Source organism: Aeromonas sp. QDB18, from assembly GCF_027705325.1.
In the GTDB taxonomy this organism is placed as follows: Bacteria; Pseudomonadota; Gammaproteobacteria; order Enterobacterales; family Aeromonadaceae; genus Aeromonas; species Aeromonas caviae.
Window position 1 is genome coordinate 1 of record NZ_JAPDBQ010000057.1, and the last position, 24,184, is coordinate 24,184.

General features: G+C 60.4%; 22 protein-coding genes and 3 pseudogenes. 10 read left to right on the top strand and 15 right to left on the bottom strand.

Annotated features, from left to right (window positions below):
- Window positions 1-68: 68 nt before the first annotated feature.
- Window positions 69-155 (bottom strand): annotated as a pseudogene (locus OKC30_RS21535) (polyphosphate kinase 2); the annotation flags it as partial.
- A 180-nt stretch (window positions 156-335) separates the two neighbouring features.
- Between OKC30_RS21535 and OKC30_RS10565 the strand changes: the two are divergent.
- A complete protein-coding gene (locus tag OKC30_RS10565) occupies window positions 336-1,142 on the top strand; it encodes an alpha/beta fold hydrolase (protein WP_042648270.1) in 807 nt (268 codons plus the stop codon).
- A 70-nt stretch (window positions 1,143-1,212) separates the two neighbouring features.
- Here OKC30_RS10565 and OKC30_RS10570 read toward each other — a convergent pair.
- From OKC30_RS10570 to OKC30_RS10580, 3 genes and pseudogenes are all read right to left on the bottom strand, one after another.
- Window positions 1,213-2,017, bottom strand: a pseudogene (locus OKC30_RS10570) (MipA/OmpV family protein).
- Window positions 2,018-2,202: 185 nt separating this feature from the next.
- Window positions 2,203-3,273: pseudogene (locus OKC30_RS10575) on the bottom strand (AI-2E family transporter).
- An 80-nt stretch (window positions 3,274-3,353) separates the two neighbouring features.
- Window positions 3,354-3,596: a sulfurtransferase TusA family protein gene (locus OKC30_RS10580; protein WP_042648267.1), complete on the bottom strand. Its 243-nt coding sequence runs from the start codon at window positions 3,594-3,596 to the stop codon at window positions 3,354-3,356.
- A gap of 130 nt (window positions 3,597-3,726) precedes the next feature.
- Between OKC30_RS10580 and OKC30_RS10585 the strand changes: the two genes are divergently transcribed.
- A complete protein-coding gene (locus tag OKC30_RS10585; protein WP_365838908.1) occupies window positions 3,727-5,181 on the top strand; it encodes a beta-barrel assembly-enhancing protease in 1,455 nt (484 codons plus the stop codon).
- Window positions 5,182-5,251: 70 nt separating this feature from the next.
- Here the strand turns inward: OKC30_RS10585 and OKC30_RS10590 are convergent, their stop codons facing one another.
- The gene (locus OKC30_RS10590) at window positions 5,252-5,731 is read right to left on the bottom strand and encodes a TlpA disulfide reductase family protein (protein WP_042648265.1); all 480 of its coding nucleotides are present in this window, start codon (window positions 5,729-5,731) and stop codon (window positions 5,252-5,254) included.
- 58 nt (window positions 5,732-5,789) lie between these two features.
- Here OKC30_RS10590 and arsC point away from each other — a divergent pair, with 58 nt between their 5' ends.
- Window positions 5,790-6,140, top strand: a complete 351-nt coding sequence (gene arsC, locus OKC30_RS10595; protein ID WP_042648264.1) for an arsenate reductase (glutaredoxin) — start codon at window positions 5,790-5,792, stop codon at window positions 6,138-6,140.
- On the top strand, window positions 6,137-6,517 hold the full coding sequence (locus OKC30_RS10600) for a DUF2069 domain-containing protein (RefSeq protein ID WP_270666330.1): 381 nt from the start codon (window positions 6,137-6,139) through the stop codon (window positions 6,515-6,517). Before arsC ends, OKC30_RS10600 begins: the two co-directional genes overlap by 4 nt.
- Window positions 6,518-6,808: 291 nt before the next feature.
- On the opposite strand, the gene OKC30_RS10605 is transcribed toward OKC30_RS10600, so the two are convergent.
- Both OKC30_RS10605 and OKC30_RS10610 read right to left on the bottom strand, forming a co-directional pair.
- Window positions 6,809-8,143 (bottom strand): metal-dependent hydrolase family protein, encoded by a 1,335-nt coding sequence (locus OKC30_RS10605; protein ID WP_270666328.1) that lies wholly within the window; start codon window positions 8,141-8,143, stop codon window positions 6,809-6,811.
- A 187-nt stretch (window positions 8,144-8,330) separates the two neighbouring features.
- On the bottom strand, window positions 8,331-8,945 hold the full coding sequence (locus OKC30_RS10610) for an acyl carrier protein phosphodiesterase (RefSeq protein ID WP_270666327.1): 615 nt from the start codon (window positions 8,943-8,945) through the stop codon (window positions 8,331-8,333).
- Between the two features lie 408 nt (window positions 8,946-9,353).
- On the opposite strand from OKC30_RS10610, the gene OKC30_RS10615 reads away from it, so the two are divergent.
- Both OKC30_RS10615 and iadA read left to right on the top strand, forming a co-directional pair.
- Window positions 9,354-10,133, top strand: coding sequence for an ABC transporter substrate-binding protein (locus tag OKC30_RS10615; protein ID WP_408854483.1), 780 nt, complete (start codon window positions 9,354-9,356; stop codon window positions 10,131-10,133).
- A gap of 58 nt (window positions 10,134-10,191) precedes the next feature.
- Window positions 10,192-11,322 carry a beta-aspartyl-peptidase gene (gene iadA, locus OKC30_RS10620; protein ID WP_270666326.1) on the top strand — a complete coding sequence of 377 codons (1,131 nt, stop codon included), beginning with the start codon at window positions 10,192-10,194 and terminating at the stop codon, window positions 11,320-11,322.
- A 91-nt stretch (window positions 11,323-11,413) separates the two neighbouring features.
- On the opposite strand, the gene OKC30_RS10625 is transcribed toward iadA, so the two are convergent.
- Window positions 11,414-12,316: a lysine exporter LysO family protein gene (locus OKC30_RS10625; RefSeq protein WP_252422431.1), complete on the bottom strand. Its 903-nt coding sequence runs from the start codon at window positions 12,314-12,316 to the stop codon at window positions 11,414-11,416.
- A 533-nt stretch (window positions 12,317-12,849) separates the two neighbouring features.
- Here OKC30_RS10625 and OKC30_RS10630 point away from each other — a divergent pair.
- The 4 genes from OKC30_RS10630 to OKC30_RS10645 all read left to right on the top strand — a co-directional run bounded on the left by OKC30_RS10630 (window position 12,850) and on the right by OKC30_RS10645 (window position 15,994).
- Window positions 12,850-13,620, top strand: a complete 771-nt coding sequence (locus OKC30_RS10630; protein WP_010674267.1) for an ABC transporter ATP-binding protein — start codon at window positions 12,850-12,852, stop codon at window positions 13,618-13,620.
- Window positions 13,621-13,678: 58 nt separating this feature from the next.
- Entirely contained in the window at window positions 13,679-14,452 is a 774-nt protein-coding gene (locus OKC30_RS10635; RefSeq protein WP_010674268.1) for an ABC transporter substrate-binding protein, read from the top strand.
- A 105-nt stretch (window positions 14,453-14,557) separates the two neighbouring features.
- Complete coding sequence (locus tag OKC30_RS10640; RefSeq protein ID WP_042079228.1) at window positions 14,558-15,298, top strand: ABC transporter permease; 741 nt, start codon at window positions 14,558-14,560, stop codon at window positions 15,296-15,298.
- Window positions 15,299-15,301: 3 nt separating this feature from the next.
- Window positions 15,302-15,994, top strand: coding sequence for an ABC transporter permease (locus OKC30_RS10645; RefSeq protein WP_042079229.1), 693 nt, complete (start codon window positions 15,302-15,304; stop codon window positions 15,992-15,994).
- 53 nt (window positions 15,995-16,047) lie between these two features.
- On the opposite strand, the gene OKC30_RS10650 is transcribed toward OKC30_RS10645, so the two are convergent.
- The 7 genes from OKC30_RS10650 to OKC30_RS10680 form a co-directional block, all read right to left on the bottom strand.
- Entirely contained in the window at window positions 16,048-17,367 is a 1,320-nt protein-coding gene (locus tag OKC30_RS10650; protein WP_270809609.1) for a capsule biosynthesis protein, read from the bottom strand.
- 7 nt (window positions 17,368-17,374) lie between these two features.
- Window positions 17,375-19,366: a capsular polysaccharide biosynthesis protein gene (locus OKC30_RS10655; RefSeq protein WP_442865593.1), complete on the bottom strand. Its 1,992-nt coding sequence runs from the start codon at window positions 19,364-19,366 to the stop codon at window positions 17,375-17,377.
- A gap of 143 nt (window positions 19,367-19,509) precedes the next feature.
- On the bottom strand, window positions 19,510-20,061 hold the full coding sequence (gene rfbC, locus OKC30_RS10660) for a dTDP-4-dehydrorhamnose 3,5-epimerase (protein WP_161470645.1): 552 nt from the start codon (window positions 20,059-20,061) through the stop codon (window positions 19,510-19,512).
- Window positions 20,062-20,110: 49 nt separating this feature from the next.
- On the bottom strand, window positions 20,111-20,983 hold the full coding sequence (rfbA, locus tag OKC30_RS10665; protein WP_198497494.1) for a glucose-1-phosphate thymidylyltransferase RfbA: 873 nt from the start codon (window positions 20,981-20,983) through the stop codon (window positions 20,111-20,113).
- 123 nt (window positions 20,984-21,106) lie between these two features.
- Window positions 21,107-21,994, bottom strand: coding sequence for a dTDP-4-dehydrorhamnose reductase (gene rfbD, locus OKC30_RS10670; protein WP_198497493.1), 888 nt, complete (start codon window positions 21,992-21,994; stop codon window positions 21,107-21,109).
- Window positions 21,994-23,079 (bottom strand): dTDP-glucose 4,6-dehydratase, encoded by a 1,086-nt coding sequence (gene rfbB / locus OKC30_RS10675; RefSeq protein WP_270665146.1) that lies wholly within the window; start codon window positions 23,077-23,079, stop codon window positions 21,994-21,996. The genes rfbD and rfbB overlap by 1 nt, the downstream gene beginning before the upstream one ends.
- A gap of 115 nt (window positions 23,080-23,194) precedes the next feature.
- Entirely contained in the window at window positions 23,195-24,001 is an 807-nt protein-coding gene (locus OKC30_RS10680) for a class I SAM-dependent methyltransferase (protein WP_270809610.1), read from the bottom strand.
- Between the last annotated feature and the right edge of the window lie 183 nt (window positions 24,002-24,184).

Sequence of the window (24,184 nt, forward strand, 5' to 3'; positions counted from 1 at the left end):
TCAGGCAAGGGGCAACAGTGGATCAAGGGATGATCGTCTCACTTTTTCCTGTCAATGCCATCTGGGTGAACAGTTACCTCCTGCAGGTGGGCGAGGTGATGTTCGTAGGTCTTCTTGTCCAGACGGGGGCGTTTCTTGCTCTTTTCCTTCTGCATGGTCTTCTCCTGTTCGAGTCCTTTCTGTGGGTTGCCCCAGCTTGCCCCAGGGAGGCGCCACTGCCAAGGCCGACGTGTTACACTGCCGCCCCATCGCTGGCAGCAAGACAGAAGAAAACATGAGGCAATGTATGGCGATTGATACTGCCGCCTCATCAGCCGCTGGCAACAGGAGATAACATGAAGCATTTTATGGAGATAGCGGGTCGCCGCATGGCCTATCTGGACGAGGGGCAGGGCCCTGTGCTGCTCTTTGGCCACAGCTATCTGTGGGACAGTGCCATGTGGGCGCCGCAAGTCGAGGCGCTCAAGGGCAGCTATCGCTGCATCGTGCCCGAGCTGTGGGGCCACGGTGATTCCGACGTGCTCCCTGACGGTGGTTGCACCCTGGCAACCCTGGCCCGGGATCACCTGGCACTGCTCGATGCCCTCGACATCGAACAGTGCGTGCTGGTGGGACTCTCCATCGGCGGCATGTGGGGCGTGGAGCTCGCGCGCATGGCCCCGGCGCGGCTCAAGGGACTGGTGCTGATGGATACCTTCGTTGGCTGGGAGCCCCAGATCCCCTGTGAGCGCTACCTCGGCATGCTGGCGATGATAGAGCAGCTGGGAACCTTGCCTGCCCCCGTCATCGAGCAGGTGGCGCCGCTCTTCTTCGCCCATGAGCCGGATCCCGCCCTGATGAGCGGCTTCAAGGTGCGGCTCGCCCAGTGGCCAGCGGACCAGGTGGCGAGTCTGGTGGCGGTGGGGCGCAGTTTCGTGACTCGGGAGGATCGCATCGAGTGGCTCGAAGAGATGGCGATGCCGAGCCTGGTGATGACAGGCTGCGAGGACAAGGCGCGCCCGGTGCTGGAGGGCTATCTGATGGCCGAGGTGCTGAACTGCCCCTTCAGGGAGATACCGGGTGCGGGCCACATCTCGACCCTGGAGAACCCCGAGTTCGTCAACCGGACGCTGGCCGAGTTCCTGGCCGGGTTGCAAGGGTGATGCATTGCCCGATAGCACAAGAAAAGGAGCCATGGGCTCCTTTTCTGTTATTCAGTCCTGCCGGATGGGGTTACCAGATATAGCCCACGCCGAAGCCGGCGTAGAGTTCCCCATCGTGCTGGACGATGGGGCTGTTGGCGATGTCGTCGTCGTAGCGTTCGTAGTTGGCGGCAAACATGCCGATCCAGTGGGGGCTGAAACGGTAGCTGGTGATGATGGCCACCATGGGGGAGAGGGTGGTGCCCGTGTCCCACGCCGGGCGCAGCCCCGTGGCCTCGCCCCCCGAGACGCCGCCAAAGTAGTAGTTCGCCATCTTGTCGCTGCGGATCATCATCCCCATGCCGGGCATGATGAGCAGCTTGTCCCGCAATATGGGGAAGTCGGCCCACAATAGCAGCTCCTGGCCGTTGCTGCGCCCGGTCACGTCCGTGCTGAGGCGGGTGCTGAGCAGGGCGTAGGGGGTGATGAGGCTGGCGCCGACGCCCCCTTCCAGCTGCCACTTGCGCTGCTCCATGCCCGTGAGTTCGGGGGCATCGTCCGGGTCGAGATTGCCAAAGCGCACCCTGCCGTAACCGTAGGCGGCGAAGTTGTCATCCTTGTGGAAGTAGTAGCGGGCCCTGTCTCCGAGGAACATGAACTGATCGCCGAAGTAGACGGCACCCGGCACCGCCAGGGCCGTGTCGTCCTGCCCCTGATAGCGGGCATCGCCACCGATGACGGCACCGCCCAGCACCAGCCCCTTGGGCACCGGGCTGGTGGGGCTGTCCTGCACGAAGATATCGAGGGAGCCGAGATCGACCTCGGCCCGGGGTGGCGAACAGCAGGGTCAGGAGCGCGCCAAGGGCGGCGCGGTGCAGGGGGCGAACAGGGGGCATGGACTGATCCTTCAGAGTCGGGGCTGGCAGAGCATACTGCCGATGACCTTGTCAGTGAAGCCTGTTTTTATTTGAAATTCAAGTCGATAGCGTCATGGTGTCCCGCCTGGATTCAGGCGGGAACGGAGTCTGTGGTCGACGAGATCGCGGCAATAACAGAAAAGAGGTGGCGGCTTCTCCCGTCATCAGGGGGCGGGGCGGGGAAGATCGTCCCGTTTGGGCCAGGCGTTGAGCACCGCTTTCACCAGGGTTGCCAGGGGAATCGCGAAGAAGACGCCCCAGAAGCCCCAGAGCCCGCCGAACACCAGCACGGCGATGATGATGGCCACCGGGTGCAGATTGACCGCCTCGGAGAAGAGCAGGGGTACCAGCAGGTTGCCGTCGAGGGCCTGAATGACCAGATAGGCCACCATCAGCTAGGCGAAGTCCGGGGTCAGTCCCCACTGGAACAGGGCCACCATGGCGACGGGCACGGTCACCGCCACGGCCCCAATGTAGGGGATGAGCACGGAGAAACCGACCGCCACCGCCAGCAGCACCGAGTAGCGCAGCCCCATCAGGGCGAAGGGCACATAGGTCGCCACCCCGACGATGAGGATCTCGATCACCTTGCCGCGGATGTAGTTGATGATCTGGTCGTTCATCTCCACCCAGACCCGGTTGACCAGGGTGCGGTTGCGGGGCAGGAAGCGGCGCAGGCCGCCCATCAACACCTGCTTGTCCTTGAGCATGAAGAACACCATCAGGGGCACCAGGATGGCGTAGATGAGGATGGCCACCACGTTGATGAGGGAGCTGAGCGAAGCGCTCACCAACTGCTCGCCGCCTGCCAGGATACGCTGGCGGATGTTGTCGATGATGGTCTCGACCAGGCTGACGTCGATGATCTCCGGGTACTTTTCCGGCAGGGTGCGCACAGCGTCCTGGGCATGGGCCAGCATGGACGGCGCCTCCTTGGCGAGGTTGACCCCCTGGCTCACCAGTGTGGGAATGAGGCCCAGCACCATCAGGGTGGTCACCGTGATGAACAGCAGCAGCACCAGGCTGGTGGCGAAGGTACGGGAGAGCCCGGTGCGTTGCAGCCGGCTGACCGGCCACTCCAGCAGGTAGGCCATCACCACGGCCACCAGCAGCGGCGCCAGCAGATCGCCAAACAGCCAGAGCACCGCGAAGCAGAACACCAGCAGCAGGAACAGGGTGACGGCATCGGGGTCGGAAAAACGGGTCTGATACCAGCGCTTCAATACATCTAACATCGAGGCTTCCTTGGTTTATCGGGTCATGGCGATGGAAAGGGTCGATCCGGTGTTGGTCCATATCATGGGCATTGGCACCATCATGATGGCCGGTTTTGGACGACGAGCCGCAGGGTGAGAGCTGCGTCTGACTCCTGCAGGCGCTGCACCTGATGGCCCTGCCGCAGCAACCAGGCCGGAATGTCTTGGCGGGAGCCGGGATCCTTGAGCAGGATCAGCAGGGATTGACCGGCCCGGGCGCCGCGCAACCAGAGCTTGAGCCGGATCAGCGGCTCCGGGCAGCGCCAGGGGGTCAGGTCGAGCTGTTCCCAGTGCGGTTCCATATCGGGGGAGGCTCCATGGTGCGTGATGGCCGTCATTATGGCCGCGATGGGAGGGCGAAACAACGCTTGTAGGCCTTGATGGGCAAGGGTATTCTGCCCCCGAGCACTTTCTGATGGAGATAGAAACACAGTGGCCCGCTTTTCCCCCTTGATGGCATCACTTCCCCTGCTGGTCTCCCTGATGGGTGCCACCTTCCATGCCCAGGCGAACAACCAGTTGCCCGACATCGGCACCGCCGGGGTCGCGGCCCTGCCCATCGAGCAGGAAGTGCGCTATGGCAACGCCTTCATGCGGTTCGCCCGGGCGGGCTTGCCCATCATCGATGATCCCGTGCTGAACGAATACATCGACGATCTGGGTCAGCGATTGCTCACCAATGCCGACGGGGTACGTTTCCCCTTTACCTTCTTCCTCATCAACGATCCCAGCATCAACGCGGCCGCCTTCCTCGGCGGGCGGGTCAAGGTGCACACCGGCCTCTTCCTCTACGCCGACAGCGAGAGCGAGCTGGCCTCGGTGCTGGCGCACGAAATCACCCACGTGACCCAGCGCCACATCGCCCGTTACATGGAGGCGCAGGCGAGCAGCTCGGCCATGACCCTGGCTGGCTTGGTAGGCTCCATCGCGCTCGCGGTGATCAACCCCACCGCCGGTATCGCCGCGCTGCAGACGACCCTCGGGCTCTCCATGCAGTCGGCCATCAACTATACCCGTGACAACGAATACGAGGCGGATCGCATCGGCATGAAGACGCTGTATGACGCCGGTTTCGATCCCATGGGCATGGCCAACTTCTTCCAGAAGCTGGCGGCGGAGTATCGCTACGCCAGCAAGCCGCCCGAGATGCTGCTCACTCACCCCCTGCCCGAGACCCGGATCAGCGAAGCCCGCGCCCGGGCGGGCAGCTATGGCCGCCGAGCCTTGCCCCCCAGTCTCGACTTCTGGCTGGCCAAGGTGCGCATCCAGGTGCGTTATGGCACCGAGAGCCCCCAGGCGCTGCTCACCTATTTCGACAGCCGCCTGCAGAAGGGGGACTACCCTCTCAAGGACGCCGCCACCTATGGCAAGGCGCTGGCCCTGTTGCAGCTCAAGCGCACCGACGAGGCCGATACCCTGATGCAGGGGCTGGCCGCCCGCCATCCGGAAGATCTGTTCGTGGTGGATGCCCTGACCGACATCGATCTCGCCAAGGGGCGCAGCGCCCAGGCCATTGCCCGGCTGGAGCGCTTCCGCACCCGGATGCCGGACAACGAGGTGGTAGTGGTCAACCTCGGCAACGCCTATCTGGAAGGGGGTAATTACCAGAAGTCCATCGCCATCCTGGACCCCTATGCCCGGGAGCACGACGAGAACAGCCTGGCCTGGAACCTGCTGTCGGACGCCTATCGCAAGGCGGGACGGATGACGGATCTGCACATGGCACGGGCGGAGACCCTCTCCCTGCGCGGCGACTACCAGGCGGCCATCGACGAGCTGATCGTGGCCCGCGGCACCACCAGCGACAAGCTGACCCTGGCCCGCATCGAGGCGCGCATCACCCAGCTGGAGCGGGCGAAGAAGGATCTGGACAGCCTGAAGGGCTAGTCCGGCTCACCGCTCCTGTGACGAAACGGGGTGCACCAGCGATGGGGCACCCCGTTTCGTCATGGGGCCATCAGGGCTGTGCTGCAGCCCAGGCTCTGAGGTCGGCGAGCCTGTGTTCATCTATCTCTCCCACCAGTGTCTCCTGCAACCGGCCCTCGCCATCGAGCAGGTAGCTGGTGGGCAGCGCGCCGGGTCTGGGGAAGGGGAGGCTGGCTTCATCGAGGGGCACCATCAGGGGGACGGCTATCTGATGGCGCCGGGCCAGCTCGGCCAGCTCACCGGGGGAGGCGGGATCATAGTTGATGGCGATCACTCCAATCCGCCCCTCCCGGTGCAGCGCCGCGAGCAGGGGCATCTCCCGCAGACAGGGGGCGCACCAGGGGGCGAAGTAGTTGACCAGCAGCGGCTTGCCCGCCAGGGCGCTCAGGCTGATGCTCTTGCCCGTCTCGTCGGTGAAGTCGGGCGCCGGGCTGCAGGCCCCCAGCAGGGTCGCCACAATCAGCCAACAGATTCGTTTCATTTCCATATCCTTCCCGCTTACCCTGCCCATCCGTTTCCCCTACAATAGCGCCATTTGTTGTCCCATCTTGCAATATCAGGGAGTTACCATGAGCGAGACCCAAATCTATCACAACCCGCGCTGCTCCAAGAGCCGTGAAACCCTGGCCTTGCTGGAACAGCACGGAATAGCCCCGGAGGTGGTGCTCTATCTGGAACAGGCGCCGAGCGAAGACGATATCCGCACTCTGTTGAGCCAGCTCGGCTTCACCGATCCGCGCCAGCTGATGCGTACCAAGGAAGATCTCTACAAGGAGCTGGGGCTGGCCGAGATGAGCGGCGATGCCCTCATTCGCGCCATGCACCAGCATCCGAAGCTTATCGAACGCCCCATCGTCATCAAGAATGGTCAGGCCCGCATCGGCCGTCCGCCCGAGCAGGTGCTGGAGATCCTCCAGTGAGCACCCGCTTCGCCCGTCTGCTGACCCTGGTCGGCTTCTTCGGTCTGCTGGGCTGGGTCATCCTCTGGCATCTGTGGCTGTCACCCCATCCGGATCTCAGTCCCTGGCTGCTGCCGGTGATCTGGACGGTGCCGCTGCTCTTCCCCCTCAAGGGGATAGTGCAGGGCAACCCTTACACCCATGCCTGGGGCAACTTCGTGCTGATGCCCTACTTCCTCCACGCCCTCACCCTGATCACCACGGATGAAGGGGAACGGTGGCTGGCGGTGGTGGAGCTGGTGTCCACCACTCTGGCCTTCGTCGGCACCATCTATTACGCCCGCCTGCGCGGTCGTGAGCTGGGCCTGAGCATTCGCAAGAAGAAGGAAGATCGCTGAGCCGCTCTGCCGCTGGCAGTCGTGCAGCCCCCATCAAAAAGGCCCCTTTCGGGCAATGCTGTTCACTTAAGAGAATTTGAGTTCCAGTCCACGTAGTATCAGGGCTAAAAAATGAGGGAGGCATGATGCCTCCCTCTTTCTATTGCAAGCCACGCTGGATAAAGGCTGAAGGAACATCGACTGGAAACAGCCTTGCTCCCCCAACTCAAGTCGCATTTATGAATAATTAGTCAAAAATGTGCTTATCTGAACAGCATTGCCCTTTCGGGGCCTTTTTGTCATCCAGGGAGGTCAGAGCGTGTTCTTGTAGATCTTGCCGTCCTTCATGATCACCTTGAAGTGCTTGGCCGGATCGGCCACCAGGGAGAGATCCTTGAGTGGGTCACCGTCGATCAGCAGCAGATCGGCCAGCGCCCCGGCCTCCACCACGCCCAGCCTGCCCGGGTAGGGGCTGCGCGGGCCGGAGAGGGCCAGCAGCTCGGCGTTGTCATGGGTGGCCATCCTCAGCACCTCGGCAGGGGTATACCAGGTGCCCATCTTGGCCAGCATGGTACCCTGACTGGCGGCGGCCTGGGCGCTGAACAGGGCGTCGGTACCGAACGCGGTCTTGATGCCGTACTTCTTGGCCATGGCATAGGCGTGGTCGGTGCCCTTGTACATCTCAAGCTGTTTCAGACGGTTGGCCGAGCCCTCCGGGAAGGGGGACTTGCGATCGTCGGTGAAGGGTTGCAGGCTCCACCAGACCCCCTTCTCGGCCATCAGTCTGGCAGTGTCCTCGTCGAGCATCTGACCGTGGTCGATGCACTTGACGCCTGCCTCGATGGCCTGGCGCACCGCTTTCGGGGTATAGGCGTGTACGGTCACATAGGTGCCCCAGTTGTCGGCGGCCTCCACCGCGGCACGGATCTCCGGCACCGTGTACTGGGTCACATCGATGGGATCATAGTTGGAGGCCACACCGCCACCGGCCATCACCTTGATCTGGGAGGCGCCGAGGGCCAGTTGCTCGCGGGTGCGCTGGCGCACGGCATCCGGACTGTCGGCGACCATGGCCGCGTTGGCCCGCTCGCCGAAGGAGTATTGTCCCGCCAGTGCCGGCAGTTCGTTGGGCAGGCGGAAGTCGCCGTGGCCACCGGACTGGGAGATCATGGCGCCGGCCGGCCAGATACGCGGTCCATTGATCAACCCCATGTCGATCCCCTTCTTGAGGCCGAACACGGGGCCGCCGAGATCACGGGCACTGGTGAAGCCGCGCATCAGCATGTCGTTGGCCGCCCTGGTTGCCGCGACCGTGGTGAAGGTGACGTCGTTGGTCAGCACGGCAATCTGCGGCAGGGTGGCGAACATCAGGTGGGTATGGGCGTCGATGAGGCCCGGCATCAGGGTCTTGCCCTGGCCGTCGATGCGTTGCACTTCACCCTCCACCTTGATGCCGCCCTGGCTGATCCTGGTGATCAGGTTGCCTTCCACCAGGACGGAGGAGGGGGCGCTGAGGGCACTCCCCTTGCCATCGAAGATACGCACGTTTTCAAACAAGATGGCTGCATGAACCGGCTCGGTGGCGTGAACGGCACCACCGGCCAGGAGGGCGCCGCACAGGGCGCTACAGAATAATCGCAATGACATGAAGAGGTCTCCTTGGGTCTTGAGGGGGCTGAGTCTAGCCCAGCCGCGCCCGTTCAGCCTGAGCCCGGGCCGAGCGGCATCGCCAGTCTCCTCCCTTTTTGGGTGCCATAAAAGACCCAATCTGATCCATCACCCGTTTCACTCCTCGTCCCGCCCGCGTTTTCGGCCACGGGGGCCGGGCTGCAACCTAGGGAACCTGGTGCTCCCCGGTGGTGCGGTGCGCGGCGATCTGCTCCTCGCAAAAGCGCATCAATTCGGGATAGAAGCGCAGGAAGCCCTGCTCACCGGCCCGCCACTGGGCTGCATCAAGGGTGGCGAGGGCCTCCCCGAGCGGCAGGGGGCGGCGCAGTCGGCGGCCGATGCCGTTGAGGGTCAGGATCAGCCCCTCCCTGTCTTGATAGGAGGCGAGCCAGTCCTGTTGCGCCATCCGCCTGAGGGGCGGCGGCAGCCCCCCAGGTAGAGAGACATCGTCCGCCAGAAGTTGACCATAGCTCTGGTGCAGGAAGTGGGGCAGGGGCTGCGGGCTGAATTGCCGCCAGTGCAGGCTGAGCCAGTGGTCGTAGAGCATGTCCACCAGGATGCCGCCGAAACGGCGCCAGGGGGCCTCGAAGCCGGTGACCGCCGCCCGGTGGGCGGGGTGGGTGTCGGTGAAGGCATCTATCTTGCGGTGCAGCCAGATCCCCTCATCGAAGTGGGGGGCGAGGCCCGATGGCAGCGGCCCCTTGACGAAGTCCCCCAGCAGGTTGCCGGTGAGGGAGCTCTGGGTATGGGCCGCCAGATGAAGATGGGCCAGAAAGTTCATGGGCTGCGGCTCGCGTGCCTGGGTGGAGTGGGTGATCCGAGCCTAACGGATGCCGGCCGGATTGACCATGGGCAGGATTTTTCATCGCGCCGTCAGCGCCCCCTTGCGGGGCAAATTTGGGGCGTGGTAAGGTGCATGTCATCTTTGTCACAGGACGCGACAAATCACCATGATGCGCAAAGCCAGAGGCTTTTTTCTGGCCTTCTACTTCAAGCCTTTCTATCTCTCCGAGTGGTTCGACGAATAAGTCGAGGCCCCGGAGCAGTTCATTGACGCCAGCCAATCAAATGATGCCCGTGGCGGCGTAATCCTGCTCATCTGCAATTTGCCGTTTTTTGGCCATCGCTTGCCCGCGCTTGCGATGCCTTGACCGCGCCTGTGCGCTTTCTATGTAATGGAGTACTCATGATGAAGACCACACTGACTCTGTCAGCCCTGTTTGCTGCCTGCCTGCTGGCTACCCCCGTCACCGCCAAGGAGTGGAAGACCGTTCGTTTCGGCGTGGAGGGGGCCTACCCTCCCTTCTCCTGGACCGACGCGTCCGGGGAGATCAAGGGTTTTGACATCGATCTGGCCAACGCCCTGTGCCAGCAGATGGCCGTCAAGTGCGAGCTGGTGGCCCAGGATTGGGACGGCATGATCCCGGCCCTGCTGTCGCGCAAATACGACGGGATCATCGCCGCCATGTCGATCACCGACGAGCGGCGCAAGAAGGTCGACTTCACCGAGAAATACGCCCGCATCCCGAACCGCTTCGTGGCGGCCAAGGGCACCGAGCTGACGCTGACGCCAGAGGGCATGGCGGGCAAGCGCATCGGGGTGCAGCGTGCCACCACCCACGACAAGTACCTGACCGACAACTTTGGCTCCAACGTCACCATAGTGCGCTATGGCAGTGCCGATGAGGCCTATCTCGATCTGAAGGCGGGTCGGGTGCTGGCCCTGCTGGCCGATGCCTCGGCCATCGATCAGGGGCTGCTCAGCAAGGAAGGGGGCGACAAGTTCGAGTATGTGGGGCCGGCCCTGACCGATCGCCAGTGGTTTGGCGACGGCATGGGGATCGCGGTGCGCAAGGGGGATCAGGATCTCAGGGCCAAGCTGAACGAGGCGATCAAGGCCCTGCGCGCCAACGGCAAGTATCAGGAGATCAACCAGAAGTACTTCAAGTACGACATCTATGGCGGTTGATGGGTAACAGGCAGAGGGAGCTTGCTCCCTCTTTTTTCATGCAGCAAGGAGATACCCCATGTTGACACTGATCGAGGGGGCCGAGGTCTTCACTCCGGCCCCCCTCGGCCAGCAGGATCTGCTGGTGGCCGATGGTCGCATCGCCTGGATGGGCAGGGGGCTGACGGTCCCGGCCGACTGGCCGCTGGTGCGGGTCGACGGCCGTGGCCGCTATCTGGTGCCGGGGCTGGTGGACCCGCTCGCCCACATCACGGGGGGCGGCGGGGAGGGGGGCTTTGCCTTTCGCACCCGGGAGCTTGCCGCCGACGAGGCCCTGGCGGCCGGGGTCACGACGCTGGTGGCGGCGCTCGGTACCGACAGCCTGACCCGCACCCCGGCCCAGGTGCTCGGCAAGGTGCGCGAGTTTCGCGCCGCCGGGGTGAGCGCCTACATGTATACCGGCTCCTACCACCTGCCGGTCAAGACCCTCACCGGATCGGTGGAGTCGGACATCATGCTGATCCCCGAGGTGCTGGGGGTGGGGGAGGTGGCCATCAGCGACCACAGATCCAGCGCCCCCACCCATGACGAGCTGGCGCGGCTGGCGAGCGAGGCGCGGGTGGCCGGGTTGCTCTCGGGCAAGAGCGGAGTGAGCTTCTTCCATCTGGGGGATGGCCGGGGTGCGCTGGCGCCGCTGCGGGCCCTGCGGGACGCCACCGACATCCCGCTGCGCCAGCTCTACCCCACCCACTGCAACCGCAACCCCTGGCTCTTTGCCGAGGCCATCGACTGGGGGCGGGCCGGGGGCTGGGTGGATCTCACTGCCTCCAGCTTCCCCGACCTGCTGGATGATGGCGAGCAGCTGGCGGCGGATGCCCTGGTGGGGCTTCTGACGGCCGGCGTGCCCTGGGATCGCATCAGTTTCAGCTCGGATGCCAACGCCAGCCTGCCGCGTTTCGACGGCGAGGGGCGCCTCATCGAGCTGCGCAGCGGCCAGATAGGGAGCCTGTGGCAGCAATGCATCCGGGCCTGTGCCCTCGGCGTGCCCCTTGCCAGCGCGCTGGCGGTGGTGACGGCCAACCCGGCCAGGGCGCTGGGGCTGACTGGCAAGGGCTCCCTGGGGGTGGGGCAGGACGCGGATCTGCTGCTCATCGACCCCGAGACCCTCGCCATAGAAAGGGTCATGAGCGGCGGCCAGTGGCGAGCCTGAGTGGCGCATCAGCCGGATCTCTTCATCCCCGTTCACATACGAAAAACCCGGCATGGGTGCCGGGCTTCGTTTTTTGCGGTGTGTGTCCCGGTCAGATGGCCAGGAACCCCAGGATCAGGATGGGGCCGAGCAGGCTCAGAAGGAAGCCGGAGACGATGGCCACCGGCACCACTTGGATGCCGCCGGACTTCTGGATGACCGGCAGGGTGAAGTCCAGCGCCGTGGCGCCACCGTAGCCGATGGCGGCGGAGGGGTGGCGGCGCATCAGGATGGGAATGATCAGGATGGCGATCAGCTCGCGCCCCAGATCGTTGATGAAGGCGGCCGAACCCAGCACGGGGCCCAGCTTGTCCGCCACCAGGATGCCGGAGAGCGAGTACCAGCCGAAGCTGGAGCTCATGGCCAGCCCGTGGGCAAAGGGCATGCCCAGCAGTTGTGAGGCCAGCAGGCTGCCGAGCCAGCTGCTGACGATGACGGTGGCGGCGATCTTCATGCCCCAGGGGTTGAGCAGGATCTGGCGCAGGTGCATGCCGGAGTTGCGCATCTGGATGCCGATGAGCAGCAGCAGCAGCATCAGGGCCCATTCGCTCAAGCGGTCGATGGGCAGGGCGCGCAGGTCCACCAGCAGCCCCAGCAGGACGCCCCCCAGCACCACGAAACAGAGCTGGAGGGATTCCCACAGGAGGTGCAGCTTGCTCGGCATCTTGCCGTCGCTCGCCTCGTGGGTGGGTGGGCTGCGCCTGTCCAGCCACCAGAGGGCCAGCAGGTTGCACAGGGTAATGGCGGTCAGCATGATGCCGGCCACCTTGAAGATCACCGCCAGGTTGCTGCCGAGGTTCTCCACGTAGGCGAGCCCCAGCCCCATCAGGAACAGGATGAGATAGACCATCTTGCCCAGCGACTGGTTGACCAGCTTGACCAGCCGGGTGGAGGAGAGGGGGATCAGATAGCCGATCACGAGCGGCAGCAGGATCAGCAACACATTGAGCAACATCGGGGCCTCGGTCACAAAACTGGGAGAAACGGCACCTTATCACGACTTGTTGCGTCTGTGTCACATATCCCGGTGTTTGAGTGCCCCATACGGGCCTTTTTTATAACATTGTTATGTTTTTTTGAGGAGGGAGGGGAGGGGCAAGGTCCGGAGATGGGGGGCACATCACCAGTAAAATCAATTCCATCCCCGTAAAATTGTGCGACGGTGGTGACTATGCCGGATGAATAAAGTCATTTTGGGTGACATCCGGCGTGGATGGTGGAATATTCTTGCCACCAGTGCGTTGCGGGTATAAAAGGTCGGTATGGCACCGGTGACAAAAAATGCATTTTATGCAGACAAAGTGCTGAAAAATACCGGTCAGGCCAATAAAAATACAGATAAACCACCAAATACCTCGGTTCTGTATTGTTTTTTAACTACCTGAATGATATTTTCGCTGAAGGTTGCCATCGGTTAACGTTTTGTTAAATGTTCCGGTGGTGGTGTCACGCCGAAGCGGCGTCTAGGGACAGACAAGGTTGTAATGGATGAGCGACGTTGCCGCACTGGAAGTTCGTGATCTGCACAAGTATTTTGGCACCCACGAAGTGCTCAAGGGCATCGATATGACGGCCCACAAGGGGGATGTGATCTCCCTCATCGGCTCCTCGGGTTCGGGGAAGTCGACCTTTCTACGCTGTATCAATCTGCTTGAAACCCCTTCGTCGGGCAGCGTCTCCCTGCATGGGGAACTGATCCGGATGAAGACCAGTCGTTCCGGCGAGCGGCTGCCGGAGGACATGCGCCAGGTGGAGCGTATCCGCAGCCGGCTGGCCATGGTGTTTCAGAGCTTCAATCTCTGGTCGCACATGACCATCATGCAGAACATCATCGAAGTGCCCATCCAGGTGCTCAAGGTGCCCCGTGCCGAGGCCATCGCCAAGGCGGAGCATCTGCTGAACCGGGTCGGGCTCTGGGAGCGACGCGACTACTACCCCGGCCACCTCTCAGGTGGCCAGCAGCAGCGGGCGGCCATCGCCCGTGCGCTGGCGGTGGAGCCGGAAGTGATGCTGTTCGACGAGCCGACCTCGGCCCTCGACCCCGAGCTGGTGGGCGAGGTCCTCGGCCTGATGCGCGAGCTGGCGGAAGAGGGGCGCACCATGATGGTGGTGACCCACGAGATGTCGTTTGCCCGCGATGTGTCGAACAAGGTCATGTTCCTGCATCAGGGGCGGGTGGAGGAGGAGGGCAATCCCAAGGAGATCTTCGCTCATCCCAAGTCGGAGCGATTCAAGCAATTCATCTCCTCCATCTATTGATGGACGGGATGCTATTTCCGTACTTTCAACGATCGACGTGTTTATCAAGGAGAGATACATGAACAAGCTGATGCTGGCGACTGCCGTGATGACGGCCCTGTGTTCCGGTAGCCTGATGGCCAAGGAGTGGAAAGAGGTGCGGATCGGGGTGGAAGGGGCCTATCCTCCCTTCTCCTGGACCGAGCCGAGCGGCGAGGTGAAAGGCTTCGACATCGACATCGCCAACGCCCTGTGCGAGGAGATGAAGGTGAAGTGCACCCTGATCAAGCAGGACTGGGACGGCATCATTCCGGCGCTGCTGTCGCGCAAGTATGACGCCATCATCGCCACCATGGACATCACCGAAGAGCGCAAGAAGAAGGTGGACTTCACCCAGAAGTACCAGCACATTCCGGCCCGCTTCGCCGCCAAGAAGGGCACCGAGATCCAGCTGGACAAGGCCTTCATGGATGGCAAGACCATCGCCGTGCAGCGTGCCACCTCCATGGACACCTACATCACCGACAACTTCCCCAATGCCACCATCAAGCGCTATGGCACCGCGGATGAGGCCTATCTCGACCTGAAGTCCGGCCGCGTCGATTACGTGATGGCCGACTCTGCCGCCATCAGCGACGGCCTGCTGAAGAAAGAGGGCGGTGACGCCTTCGAGTTCATCGGCCCGAAACTGACCGATCCCAAGTGGTTTGGCGAGGGGGCCGGCATCGCGGTGCGCAAGGCGGACAAGGATCTGAAAGAGAAATTCAATGCCGCCATCCTGGCCCTGCGCGCCAACGGCAAGTACAAGGAAATCAACGACAAGTACTTCGACTTCGACGTGTACGGCGAGTAAGTCAACGTCAGGCGAACAACGACAGGTTGATCCCGTCAGTAGTCATCGGGCCCGTTGCCTTCCGCTGGGAGTGACGGGCCCGATTGCGATGGAGCTGCATTGCATATGTTTGATTTGAAAGGATACGAAACCTCCCTGCTGGAGGGGGCTTGGATCACCCTGGAGGTGGCGATCGCCTCCCTGCTGCTGGCCCTGGTGCTCGGCATGCTGGGGGCCCTGGCCAAGCTTTCCCCTTACAAGTGGGCGCGCGGCATCGCGGCGGCCTACACCACCGTCATTCGCGGCATCCCGGATCTGGTGCTGATGATGCTGCTGTTCTTCGGCGGTCAGGTCCTCATCAACGGGATCTGCACCTGGGTCAACGAGGCGTACAACAACTACCTGCTCGAGAGCAATCCGAACCAGGAGTGGGTCTCGTTGCTGCCGGATTACATCGACATCAGCCCGTTTGCGGCCGGGGTGGCCACCATCGGCTTCATCTTCGGCGCCTACATGACCGAGACCTTCCGCGGCGCCATCCTGGCGGTGGACAAGGGAGAGCTCGAGGCCGCGCGCGCCTTTGGCATGCGGGCGAGCCAGGTGTTTGTGCGGATCCTCTTCCCCCAGATGATGCGCCACGCCCTGCCGGGGTTTGGCAACAACTGGCTGGTACTGCTCAAGACCACGGCCCTGGTCTCCATCATCGGGCTCGATGACATGGTGCGCAAGGCGTCGCTCGCGGCGGGCTCGACCCAGCAGCCGTTCACCTTCTACATGGCGGTGGCGCTGATCTTCCTGATCTTCACCGCAGTCTCTACCTCGGCGCTCAAGTGGGCCGAGCGTCACTACGCGATCAAGACGAGGTAAGCCATGGATTTCTCGATCATTCTCACGGAGTGGCCCACCTACTGGGAGGGCTTCTACACCACCATCTGGCTGGTGGCGGCTTCCCTCATGCTGGGGCTCCTGCTGGCGGTGCCCATGGGCATATTGCGCAACAGCCGCAACTGGCTGATCAAGGGACCGATCTGGGCCTATATCTACTTCTTCCGCGGCACCCCGCTGCTGGTGCAGCTCTTCATCATCTACTACGGCGCCGCCCAGTGGGAGTGGCTGAAGAACAGCGCGGCCTGGTCCCTCTTCTCCGAGGCCTGGTTCTGCGCCCTGCTGGCGTTCACCCTCAACACCGGTGCCTACACCGCCGAGATAGTGCGGGGCGCCGTGATGAACATGCCCAAGGGGCAGATAGAGGCGGCGAGCGCCTTCGGCATGACCCGCTGGCAGACCCTCACCCGCATCATACTGCCCAACTCGTTTCGCCGTGCGCTGCCCGCCTACAGCAACGAGGTGATCTTCATGCTGCAGGGCTCGGCGGTGGCGGGCATCATCACCATAGTCGACCTGACGGGGGCCGCGCGGATCATCAACTCCCGCTACTACAGCCCGTTCGAGGCGTTCCTGACCGCTGGCCTGCTCTACATGCTGCTCACCTTCGCCATCGTCTGGCTGTTCAAGAAGTGGGAGGCCCGCTGGCACGCCCACCTGCGCCCCCGCAGCGTGTGACCGCCACCTGCAAAAAAGCCCGCATCCGCGGGCTTTTTCCTGCTCGGTATGAGTCAGAGCATGGTCATTGGTGTCAGCATCTCCTCGGTCAAAAGGCAAAATGCGCTCAGGATGGTCATGCTCAAGGCCCCGACAACGCCGGAAGAGAGGGTTTGGCGTTTGCTCTTCTGGACAGAAGCCGATTGCTCATTGTGTTGGCCTATCTTGTTCACCACGGCTATGGCACCCATGTCCAGATGACGGTAGAAGCTGGCATTGAGCTGGGTCAGATGCAGCAATGACTGACGCATCCGTTCGAAGGTCTTTTTGCAAACGGGATCTTGCTTGTGCCAAAACCCTTCCAATGTGCCGCGGGTTGTCAGTCCGTGCAGATCATAGAGGGCTCGCCCAAGGCAGTGGGTGGGCACATGGTGTAACAAGGCGGAGAGGCCAACCGTGCTGTTGATGGTGATGACCCCCTTGAGCAGCGGATAGAGGGTAGGCAGTGGCAGTTCATAACCATAGAACACCCGTCCTTCCAACCCGAGCAGCGTGATAAGTCGGTTGATCTGGGATTGATAGCTGACATAGCCCCGATCCATGGGGTGGTGTTTGAACAGCAGTACATCCTCGCGGCGGGCGTGCTCGGCGAAGGAGTTCATCACCTGGGCGACCATCTCTTCCACCCCGCTCAAATCCGAATGCTCCCGGATCTGAAAGTCTTCGGTGACCTGCAGCGGCACGAAGAAGATATGCCCCTTGTGCCGGGGCAGGGCCTTGAGCAGGGAGTGGTCGCTCCATCTGTGCTTCCACTTCACCAGGCCCCCAGCGACCCAGCCCCTGGCCTCCTGATAGAGACTCCAGGGCCTGTGATTGACGAAATGGGGGTAGCGCCAGCGCAACAGGTTCTTGTTGATGTGGTAGCGGCTGGCATACCAGGCCCGGCGGGCGAAGGTCTTGCCCACCTTCAGCGGCGCCTCATAAGGCGCTGGCCATGTCATCTCGGCCAGCGAGTCACGCTTGGCATAGAGCGGGCTGAAGGCATTGACGCCCCCTTGCTCCAGGGTCACGAAGTCGGGACGCAGGTAGCCCTCCTCCATGGCCCAGACACGGATTTTTTTCAGCTTGCAGATACGGATGGCCTTCTGATGGTAGTAACGGCAATCACCGTAACAGATGAGACTGTCGATGCCATGGCGCTTGATGAAGCGGCGAAAGAAGGTGTTCCAGGTATCCGGCTTGCCGGTGAAGCGTTCGCTATGGCCCACGCAGCGCCAGCACTCATCCCCCCCGTTGAAATGGATCTTGTAGACCTCGTGGCCAGCGTCGGAAAGCACCTGGCTGAGGGTCTGAAAGAAGGGGCCCAGCGGTCCTTGTAGCAGCAAAATCTTCATGTACGACTTATCTCATCAACTGGGGAAGGGAGGGGCGTTGCAGCAGGGTCTGCACCAGATAACTCAGCTTGACTTGCCAGCGCTGCCAGCGGCTCGACTTGCGGGTAGATGATTGGCCTTGTGTGGCCAGTTGGCGGATCAACTGTTCCGGACTTATCCAGAGTCCGCTCTGCCAATCGATATAGAGCGGATAGGCTACCAGGGTCAGATAGACCAGTGCCGCCAGGGGGAGTGAGCGCTGGCGCCGGGCCGGGGGATGGGCATCTGTGGTCAGCCCCCAGCCGCTGTAGAAGGGCTGGCCCCAGGTCGTCACCTTGACCCCTTGCACCAGCGCCTCGAAGCCGCTCAGAGAAGTCATGGTGTGCAGCTCGTCCACGTGGGGATAGAGGCTGGTCAGGCCGATATCCAGCACCTGGCTGTCCACGCACTCCGCCAGGCAGGCCGCAGAAATAGCCCCGGCCCGATTGCCCGCCACCACATCCGGGTGGGGTTTGTAGAGGATGTGGGCCTCTGGTTTGGCGGCGCGCACCGCCCAGAGCAACTGCTCGTTGCTGCGAATGGTCGGGCTGCCGGTCAGGATGGAGGCATCCCCATCCACCTGGCCCACCACCAGCACCAGGGGACGGCCATCGGCGGGGGGCGTGAAGTGCGCCGGGGCGCCGACATTGTATTTGCTCACCTTGTTTTCGCGCAGCAGGGTGAGCAGTTGCTCACCCCGGTCGAGCTGTGACTGGGTCAGCTCCTGGTAATTGAGCAACTGCTCGAGCCCGCTGGGACTTCGGCTGTCGAAATAGATCCCGACCGGATCCAGCGACAGGGAAGAGGGGCGACACAGGTTGGAGCCAAGCCCCTTGGAGCGGATAAAGCCATCTTCCACCCGAATAGCCGAGGTGAGCTCGGGGTAACGACTGCCCCACACCAGCACTTGCTCGTCACCGGTCAGCCGTTTTGGCGGCTTGCGCACAAAGCAGAGTTCCTCGGCCAGGGGCCGGCAGAAGGCCTGCATAAAGGCGCGCTTCCACAAGGAGAACCCCACCAGATAGAGCCTGCGCCAGCGGGGAGCGGCCTTCTGCTGGCGGGCGATGATGGCGATCACCTCTTCCACCTCGCAGCGTTGACCAAGCACGGGATCCAGATAGCGGGGATAGCAGATCAGCGCCGCCGCCACCAGTTGGGCCAGTGACACCTGAACGTTGCGGCGTTTACACGATTTGCTGTCCTGGGTCAGGCCCCAACCCGCATAAAACGGCATGCCGAAGCAATACACCGATTTGCCGAGCAGCAGCGCCTCGAAGCCGAGTTGGGATGACACCGTGTAAACGGCATCCACCAGGTTGAGCAGGGCATGGGGATGACAATGGTCGGCAACGATCTCTACATCGCTCAGTTTCAGTCTGGCCAGCACGCCACGCTTCTTGCCAAAGCGGGTATCCGGGTGGGTGCGAAGCAAGAGGCGGGCATCGGGATGATTGCGCCGCGCCGCCTCCACCATGGCGATAAAGTCCGCCTCGCTGGCCAGAGCGCCGGGAATGGAGAGATCCCCGGCCACCTGATCCACCAGCAAGACGCAGGGCCTGCCATCTTGCAGCAGGCGCTGGGCCAGTGCCACAGGCAGCCCGGCGACATCCTTCGCCGTCAGGTTGGTCGCCGAACAAGAAGAGAGAGAAGTGGGTCGCCCGGCATAGCAGTTGTATTTGGTGACCCCAAGGCGCACCAGCTCATGGACAAGCCGCTCGGCTCGCGCCAGCATGGCGGCGTCACAGGGGGTGGCGATCAGCTGTTCAAGCTGGCTGGGTTGGCGGGCATCGTAATAGATACCGACAGGATCGGCGATAAGGGACACCGCCTTGCCACCCTTGGCCGGATGGCCGATATAGCCAATAAAGCCATCTTCCAGCTGCCAATAGGGCAGGCCCAGTGACGTCGCTTTCCGCCTTATTTGATAGGTATTGGCCTTTTGACCCCAGCCCACTATCACGTCATTGTCAGCAAACGGCATATTGTCGTGGAAGAGATGTAACTGGCAGCCAAGCATAGGTTCAATATTTGCTTTTCTGGCCAGGATTCCTTTTGAACCTGTCAATAATTTCATTTTTGCTCTACGTGGTAGAAAACTCCCCGTGTCGGAACGGGGAGTGGAATTCAGATAAATAGATCTGCATCGAGTAATGACTTGGCAACGCTGTCTTTTGCGGACGTAATGATATCGCAATCCAGAGCCGGCCATTCAATTGCAATGGAGTCATCATTCCACTTAATGCCTCGATCACTGCTGGGGGCATAATAATTGGTAGTTTTGTACAAGAACTCAGCAGTGTCAGTCAATGTGATAAAACCGTGGGCAAACCCTTCCGGGATCCACAGCTGCCGCTTGTTTTCCCCAGAAAGGTGAACCCCCACCCATTGTCCGAAGGTCGGCGAGCTTTTACGGATATCTACTGCTACATCAAACACCTCACCCGCGACACAGCGCACCAGTTTACCCTGGGCGTGGGGAGGCAGTTGATAGTGCAAGCCGCGTAATACGCCTTTGGATGATTTGGAGTGGTTATCTTGTACAAAGGTCACGCTACGGCCAATGGCCGCTTCGAATTGTTGGTGATTAAAACTCTCAAAGAAAAAGCCACGGTCATCGCCGAACACTTTCGGCTCAAAGATAAAAACATCGGGGATCTTGGTTTGAATAACATTCATCATGAATACCTGGTGTATAAATGGGGCTGATAGCCCCATGGGGACATTATTACTTCAGCATTTTCAACAGATACTGACCGTAGGCGTTCTTTTTCAACGGCTCCGCCAGTTTCATCACCTGCTCGGCAGTGATAAAGCCTTTGTGGAACGCAATTTCTTCAGGACATGCCACTTTCAATCCCTGGCGATGTTCGATGGTCTGAATAAAGTTGCTCGCCTCAATCAAGCTCTCGTGGGTGCCTGTATCGAGCCAGGCATAGCCACGGCCCATCATGGCGACCGACAGGTTACCCTGCTCAAGGTAGATGCGGTTCACGTCGGTAATTTCCAGTTCACCACGAGGAGAAGGCTTCAGGCTCTTCGCAATCTCCACCACGCTGTTATCGTAGAAATAGAGGCCGGTCACTGCATAGTTGCTCTTGGGCTCGAGTGGCTTTTCTTCCAGAGAAATCGCCGTTCCCTGTTTATCAAATTCCACTACCCCATAGCGCTCTGGATCGTGCACGTGATAGGCAAACACGGTGGCGCCATAAGGCTTGGCTGCGGCTGCCTCCAACTGTTTCTGAAGGTCGTGGCCATAGAAGATATTGTCACCCAGCACCAGGGCACAGGGGTCAGAGCCAATAAACTCTTCCCCCAGAACAAAGGCTTGTGCCAGGCCATCCGGGCTCGGTTGTACCTTGTATTGCAGATTCAAGCCCCACTGGCTGCCATCACCCAGCAACTGCTCAAAACGAGGGGTATCCTGCGGAGTACTGATGATCAAAATATCGCGAATACCCGCCAGCATCAGGGTGCTCAGCGGGTAATAGATCATCGGCTTGTCATAGATGGGCAGCAACTGTTTGCTGACGGCCATGGTGACGGGATAGAGACGAGTGCCAGAGCCACCGGCCAGAATAATACCTTTACATTTGTTCATAGTACTTGATTTCTTATCTTTGAATTATGTAACCCATCAAAGTGAGTGCGCTTGCATAACACTCATTTTGCGTTTTATCCCTACTGGAGCGTGAAACCGTATACCCACGCTGTCTTTATTTTCTTATTTTTCGATGATCTCGGTCAGCATTCGCTCGACACCGACAGTCCAGTCCGGCAGGCGCAGATTGAAGGTGCGCTGGAACTTGGTGGTATCGAGTCGTGAGTTGTGGGGACGTTTGGCTGGCGTTGGAAACGCGCTGGTCGGTACCGCATTGAGTTGCGTGACTGCCAGTTCAACCCCTGCCTCTCTGGCTTTGGCAAACACCAGCTGCGCATAGTCAAACCAGGTCGTGGTGCCCGAGGCGATCAGATGGTAAAGCCCCGCCACCTCGGGTTTGTGCTGCGCCGTGCGGATCGCATGGGCCGTGCAGTCGGCCAGCAGTTCAGCACCGGTCGGAGCGCCGAATTGGTCATTGATGACCGACATTTCACTTCGCTCCTTGCCAAAGCGCAGCATGGTTTTAGCGAAGTTGGCGCCACGGGCGGCATAGACCCAGCTGGTGCGGAAGATAAGATGGCGTGAGCAAAGTGCTGCCGCCTGCTCCCCAGCCAGCTTGGTCTCTCCATAGACATTGAGCGGGGCAGTTTTATCGCTTTCGACCCAGGGACGCTCGCCACTGCCATCGAAGACGTAATCGGTAGAGTAGTGGACCAACCAGGCTCCCAACGCCTCGGCTTCTTTGGCTATCGCAGCCACGCTGGTGGCGTTGAGCAGCTCGGCGAATTCCCGCTCGCTTTCCGCCTTGTCGACGGCGGTATGGGCCGCAGCATTCACAATCACGTCCGGCTTGAGCAGGCGCACCGTTTCCGCCACGCCGGCCGGGTTGCTGAAATCACCGCAATAGTCGGTGGAATCAAAATCAACCGCGGTAACCCGGCCCAATGGGGCGAGTGAGCGCTGCAACTCCCAGCCTACCTGACCATTCTTGCCGAACAACAGGATATGCATCAGGCACGCTCCCCGTAGTTCTGCTCAATCCAGGATTGATAGGCCCCGCTTTTGACGTTGTTGACCCACTGCTGATTTTCCAGGTACCACAGCACGGTTTTGCGGATGCCGGATTCGAAGGTCTCTTGCGGCTGCCAATCCAGCTCGGCGCTCATCTTGCTGGCATCGATGGCATAACGACGGTCGTGGCCGGGGCGGTCGGCCACATAGGTGATTTGATCACGATAGGAGCCGGCTTTTGGCACCATCTCATCGAGCAGATCGCAGATGGTGTGCACCACCTCCAGGTTCTGTTTCTCGTTGTGTCCACCGATGTTGTAGGTCTCGCCCATTACGCCAGTGGTGACCACGGTATACAGTGCACGGGCATGGTCTTCCACATAGAGCCAGTCGCGGATCTGGTCGCCCTTGCCATAGACAGGCAGCGGCTTGCCATCCAGAGCATTCAGGATCACCAGCGGGATCAGCTTCTCGGGGAAGTGATAGGGGCCATAGTTGTTGGAGCAGTTGGTGACCACGGTCGGCAGACCGTAGGTACGGCGCCAGGCGCGAACCAGATGGTCGCTCGATGCCTTGGAGGCAGAGTAGGGGCTGCTGGGGGCATAAGGGGTGGTCTCGGTAAAGAGCGGCAGCGCCACGCCGGGGGCGGCTTCATCCGGGTGGGGCAGGTCGCCATACACCTCGTCGGTGGAGATATGGTGGAAGCGGAACGCCGCCTTGCGCGCCTCGTCCAGGCTATTCCAATACGCACGAGCCGCTTCCAGCAACATATAGGTGCCGACGATATTGGTCTCGATAAAATCGGCAGGGCCGGTGATGGAGCGATCGACGTGACTCTCTGCCGCCAGATGCATCACGGCATCGGGTTGATGCGCGGCAAACACCCGATCCAGCTCGGTGCGGTTGCAGATGTCGACCTGCTCAAACGCGTAGCGATCGCTGCCCGAGACCTCAGCCAGGGATTCCAGGTTGCCTGCATAGGTCAGCTTGTCGAGGTTGACCACAGCATCTTGGGTATGTTGGATGATATGGCGAACAACGGCAGAGCCGATAAAGCCGGCACCGCCAGTCACAAGGATTTTCATATCGTTTCTCTCTGTCTCTTCTACGTTTAAGGGGTCAATAAAGATTTAAGTTTCTCGATCTCAATATCTTTCTGAGCTAGGGAAGGTGCGAATAAGTCATATGGCACGAGAGCATTTACTGGTAACCCATTGATATTAAATGACTAAAATTTTCATTTTTTGTTCGTGGGATACTTGTTCGCACTTTCCCTAGCTTATTTTCGTAAGAATGCACTACCAAGTCCAATCTTTTTTGAATGTCTGCGACTTGGTTTTTATATTTCTCCTGAATTTTAAAATCTTCAGGGGTGAAGTCTGTGTCTTGAATGCCATGAATATTCGTGTAAATGTTTTTAAGTGTTTTGTCAGTACAGAAAGACATTCGTTGTACACTATTTGCCCGAATATCACCTTTTGCGAACACGGCGATATAATCACTCCATCTGTCTTCTTGCAAATGAGAGAACTGTGCGCTGGTAAATGACTCCAGTAGCGTTACACCATAGCCACAACGACGCCCCCAGGTTTCTAAAGCCTTTCCTGAATCAGGGTAAAAGCGCCAGCAGTCGACAGGGTATCTATGTATGTATCCGTTACTTGGAACATTTATATAGATAAGGCCACCAGGCTTCAAAATTCTTAGCATTTCACTGAATGAGAGCCAAAATAGCTCTGAATGCTCAAGGCAGGAGCTGGTCACGACAACATCGGTAGATGCATCTTCTACAGGGAGCCGGTAAGGATCGCTGATCAAGATATCAACACCTTTCCCTTGGGTAAAGTCCAAGCCAGTATAGATAATATTATCTTTGCATACAAAGAAATCTCTGATACTACCATTCACATCTTGCGAACCTATCTCATTTATATTGAGAGGTTCTGAAATATCTTTAATGTAAGTATCGAAGAATTTTTTGCCAAAATATAGAGCGGATGGATGCATAAAATCCTTTTTTAATACAATATTAATAGGTGGTTAAACCTTGACCTACAAGGAGGCTGGCACGAGGAGGTAGCATTTTATTTCCTGATTACCCATGACCCTCAGTCAGCTTCAAGAGCCGATATGGCATCGGAGGGCTTGCCACGACTGCATGCCCCAATTCAACCAACATGCTCTTGAGGT

Bases quoted from the DNA above. Each gene is read 5' to 3' on its own strand.
- OKC30_RS10565 (WP_042648270.1), top strand. From the start codon at position 336: ATGAAGCATTTTATGGAGATAGCGGGTCGCCGCATGGCCTATCTGGAC.
- OKC30_RS10580 (WP_042648267.1), bottom strand. From the start codon at position 3,596: ATGGAACCGCACTGGGAACAGCTCGACCTGACCCCCTGGCGCTGCCCG.
- OKC30_RS10590 (WP_042648265.1), bottom strand. From the start codon at position 5,731: ATGGGCAGGGTAAGCGGGAAGGATATGGAAATGAAACGAATCTGTTGG.
- arsC (WP_042648264.1), top strand. From the start codon at position 5,790: ATGAGCGAGACCCAAATCTATCACAACCCGCGCTGCTCCAAGAGCCGT.
- OKC30_RS10605 (WP_270666328.1), bottom strand. From the start codon at position 8,143: ATGTCATTGCGATTATTCTGTAGCGCCCTGTGCGGCGCCCTCCTGGCC.
- OKC30_RS10610 (WP_270666327.1), bottom strand. From the start codon at position 8,945: ATGAACTTTCTGGCCCATCTTCATCTGGCGGCCCATACCCAGAGCTCC.
- OKC30_RS10615 (WP_408854483.1), top strand. From the start codon at position 9,354: ATGAAGACCACACTGACTCTGTCAGCCCTGTTTGCTGCCTGCCTGCTG.
- iadA (WP_270666326.1), top strand. From the start codon at position 10,192: ATGTTGACACTGATCGAGGGGGCCGAGGTCTTCACTCCGGCCCCCCTC.
- OKC30_RS10625 (WP_252422431.1), bottom strand. From the start codon at position 12,316: ATGTTGCTCAATGTGTTGCTGATCCTGCTGCCGCTCGTGATCGGCTAT.
- OKC30_RS10630 (WP_010674267.1), top strand. From the start codon at position 12,850: ATGAGCGACGTTGCCGCACTGGAAGTTCGTGATCTGCACAAGTATTTT.
- OKC30_RS10635 (WP_010674268.1), top strand. From the start codon at position 13,679: ATGAACAAGCTGATGCTGGCGACTGCCGTGATGACGGCCCTGTGTTCC.
- OKC30_RS10640 (WP_042079228.1), top strand. From the start codon at position 14,558: ATGTTTGATTTGAAAGGATACGAAACCTCCCTGCTGGAGGGGGCTTGG.
- OKC30_RS10645 (WP_042079229.1), top strand. From the start codon at position 15,302: ATGGATTTCTCGATCATTCTCACGGAGTGGCCCACCTACTGGGAGGGC.
- OKC30_RS10650 (WP_270809609.1), bottom strand. From the start codon at position 17,367: ATGAAGATTTTGCTGCTACAAGGACCGCTGGGCCCCTTCTTTCAGACC.
- OKC30_RS10655 (WP_442865593.1), bottom strand. From the start codon at position 19,366: ATGCCGTTTGCTGACAATGACGTGATAGTGGGCTGGGGTCAAAAGGCC.
- rfbC (WP_161470645.1), bottom strand. From the start codon at position 20,061: ATGAATGTTATTCAAACCAAGATCCCCGATGTTTTTATCTTTGAGCCG.
- rfbA (WP_198497494.1), bottom strand. From the start codon at position 20,983: ATGAACAAATGTAAAGGTATTATTCTGGCCGGTGGCTCTGGCACTCGT.
- rfbD (WP_198497493.1), bottom strand. From the start codon at position 21,994: ATGCATATCCTGTTGTTCGGCAAGAATGGTCAGGTAGGCTGGGAGTTG.
- rfbB (WP_270665146.1), bottom strand. From the start codon at position 23,079: ATGAAAATCCTTGTGACTGGCGGTGCCGGCTTTATCGGCTCTGCCGTT.
- OKC30_RS10680 (WP_270809610.1), bottom strand. From the start codon at position 24,001: ATGCATCCATCCGCTCTATATTTTGGCAAAAAATTCTTCGATACTTAC.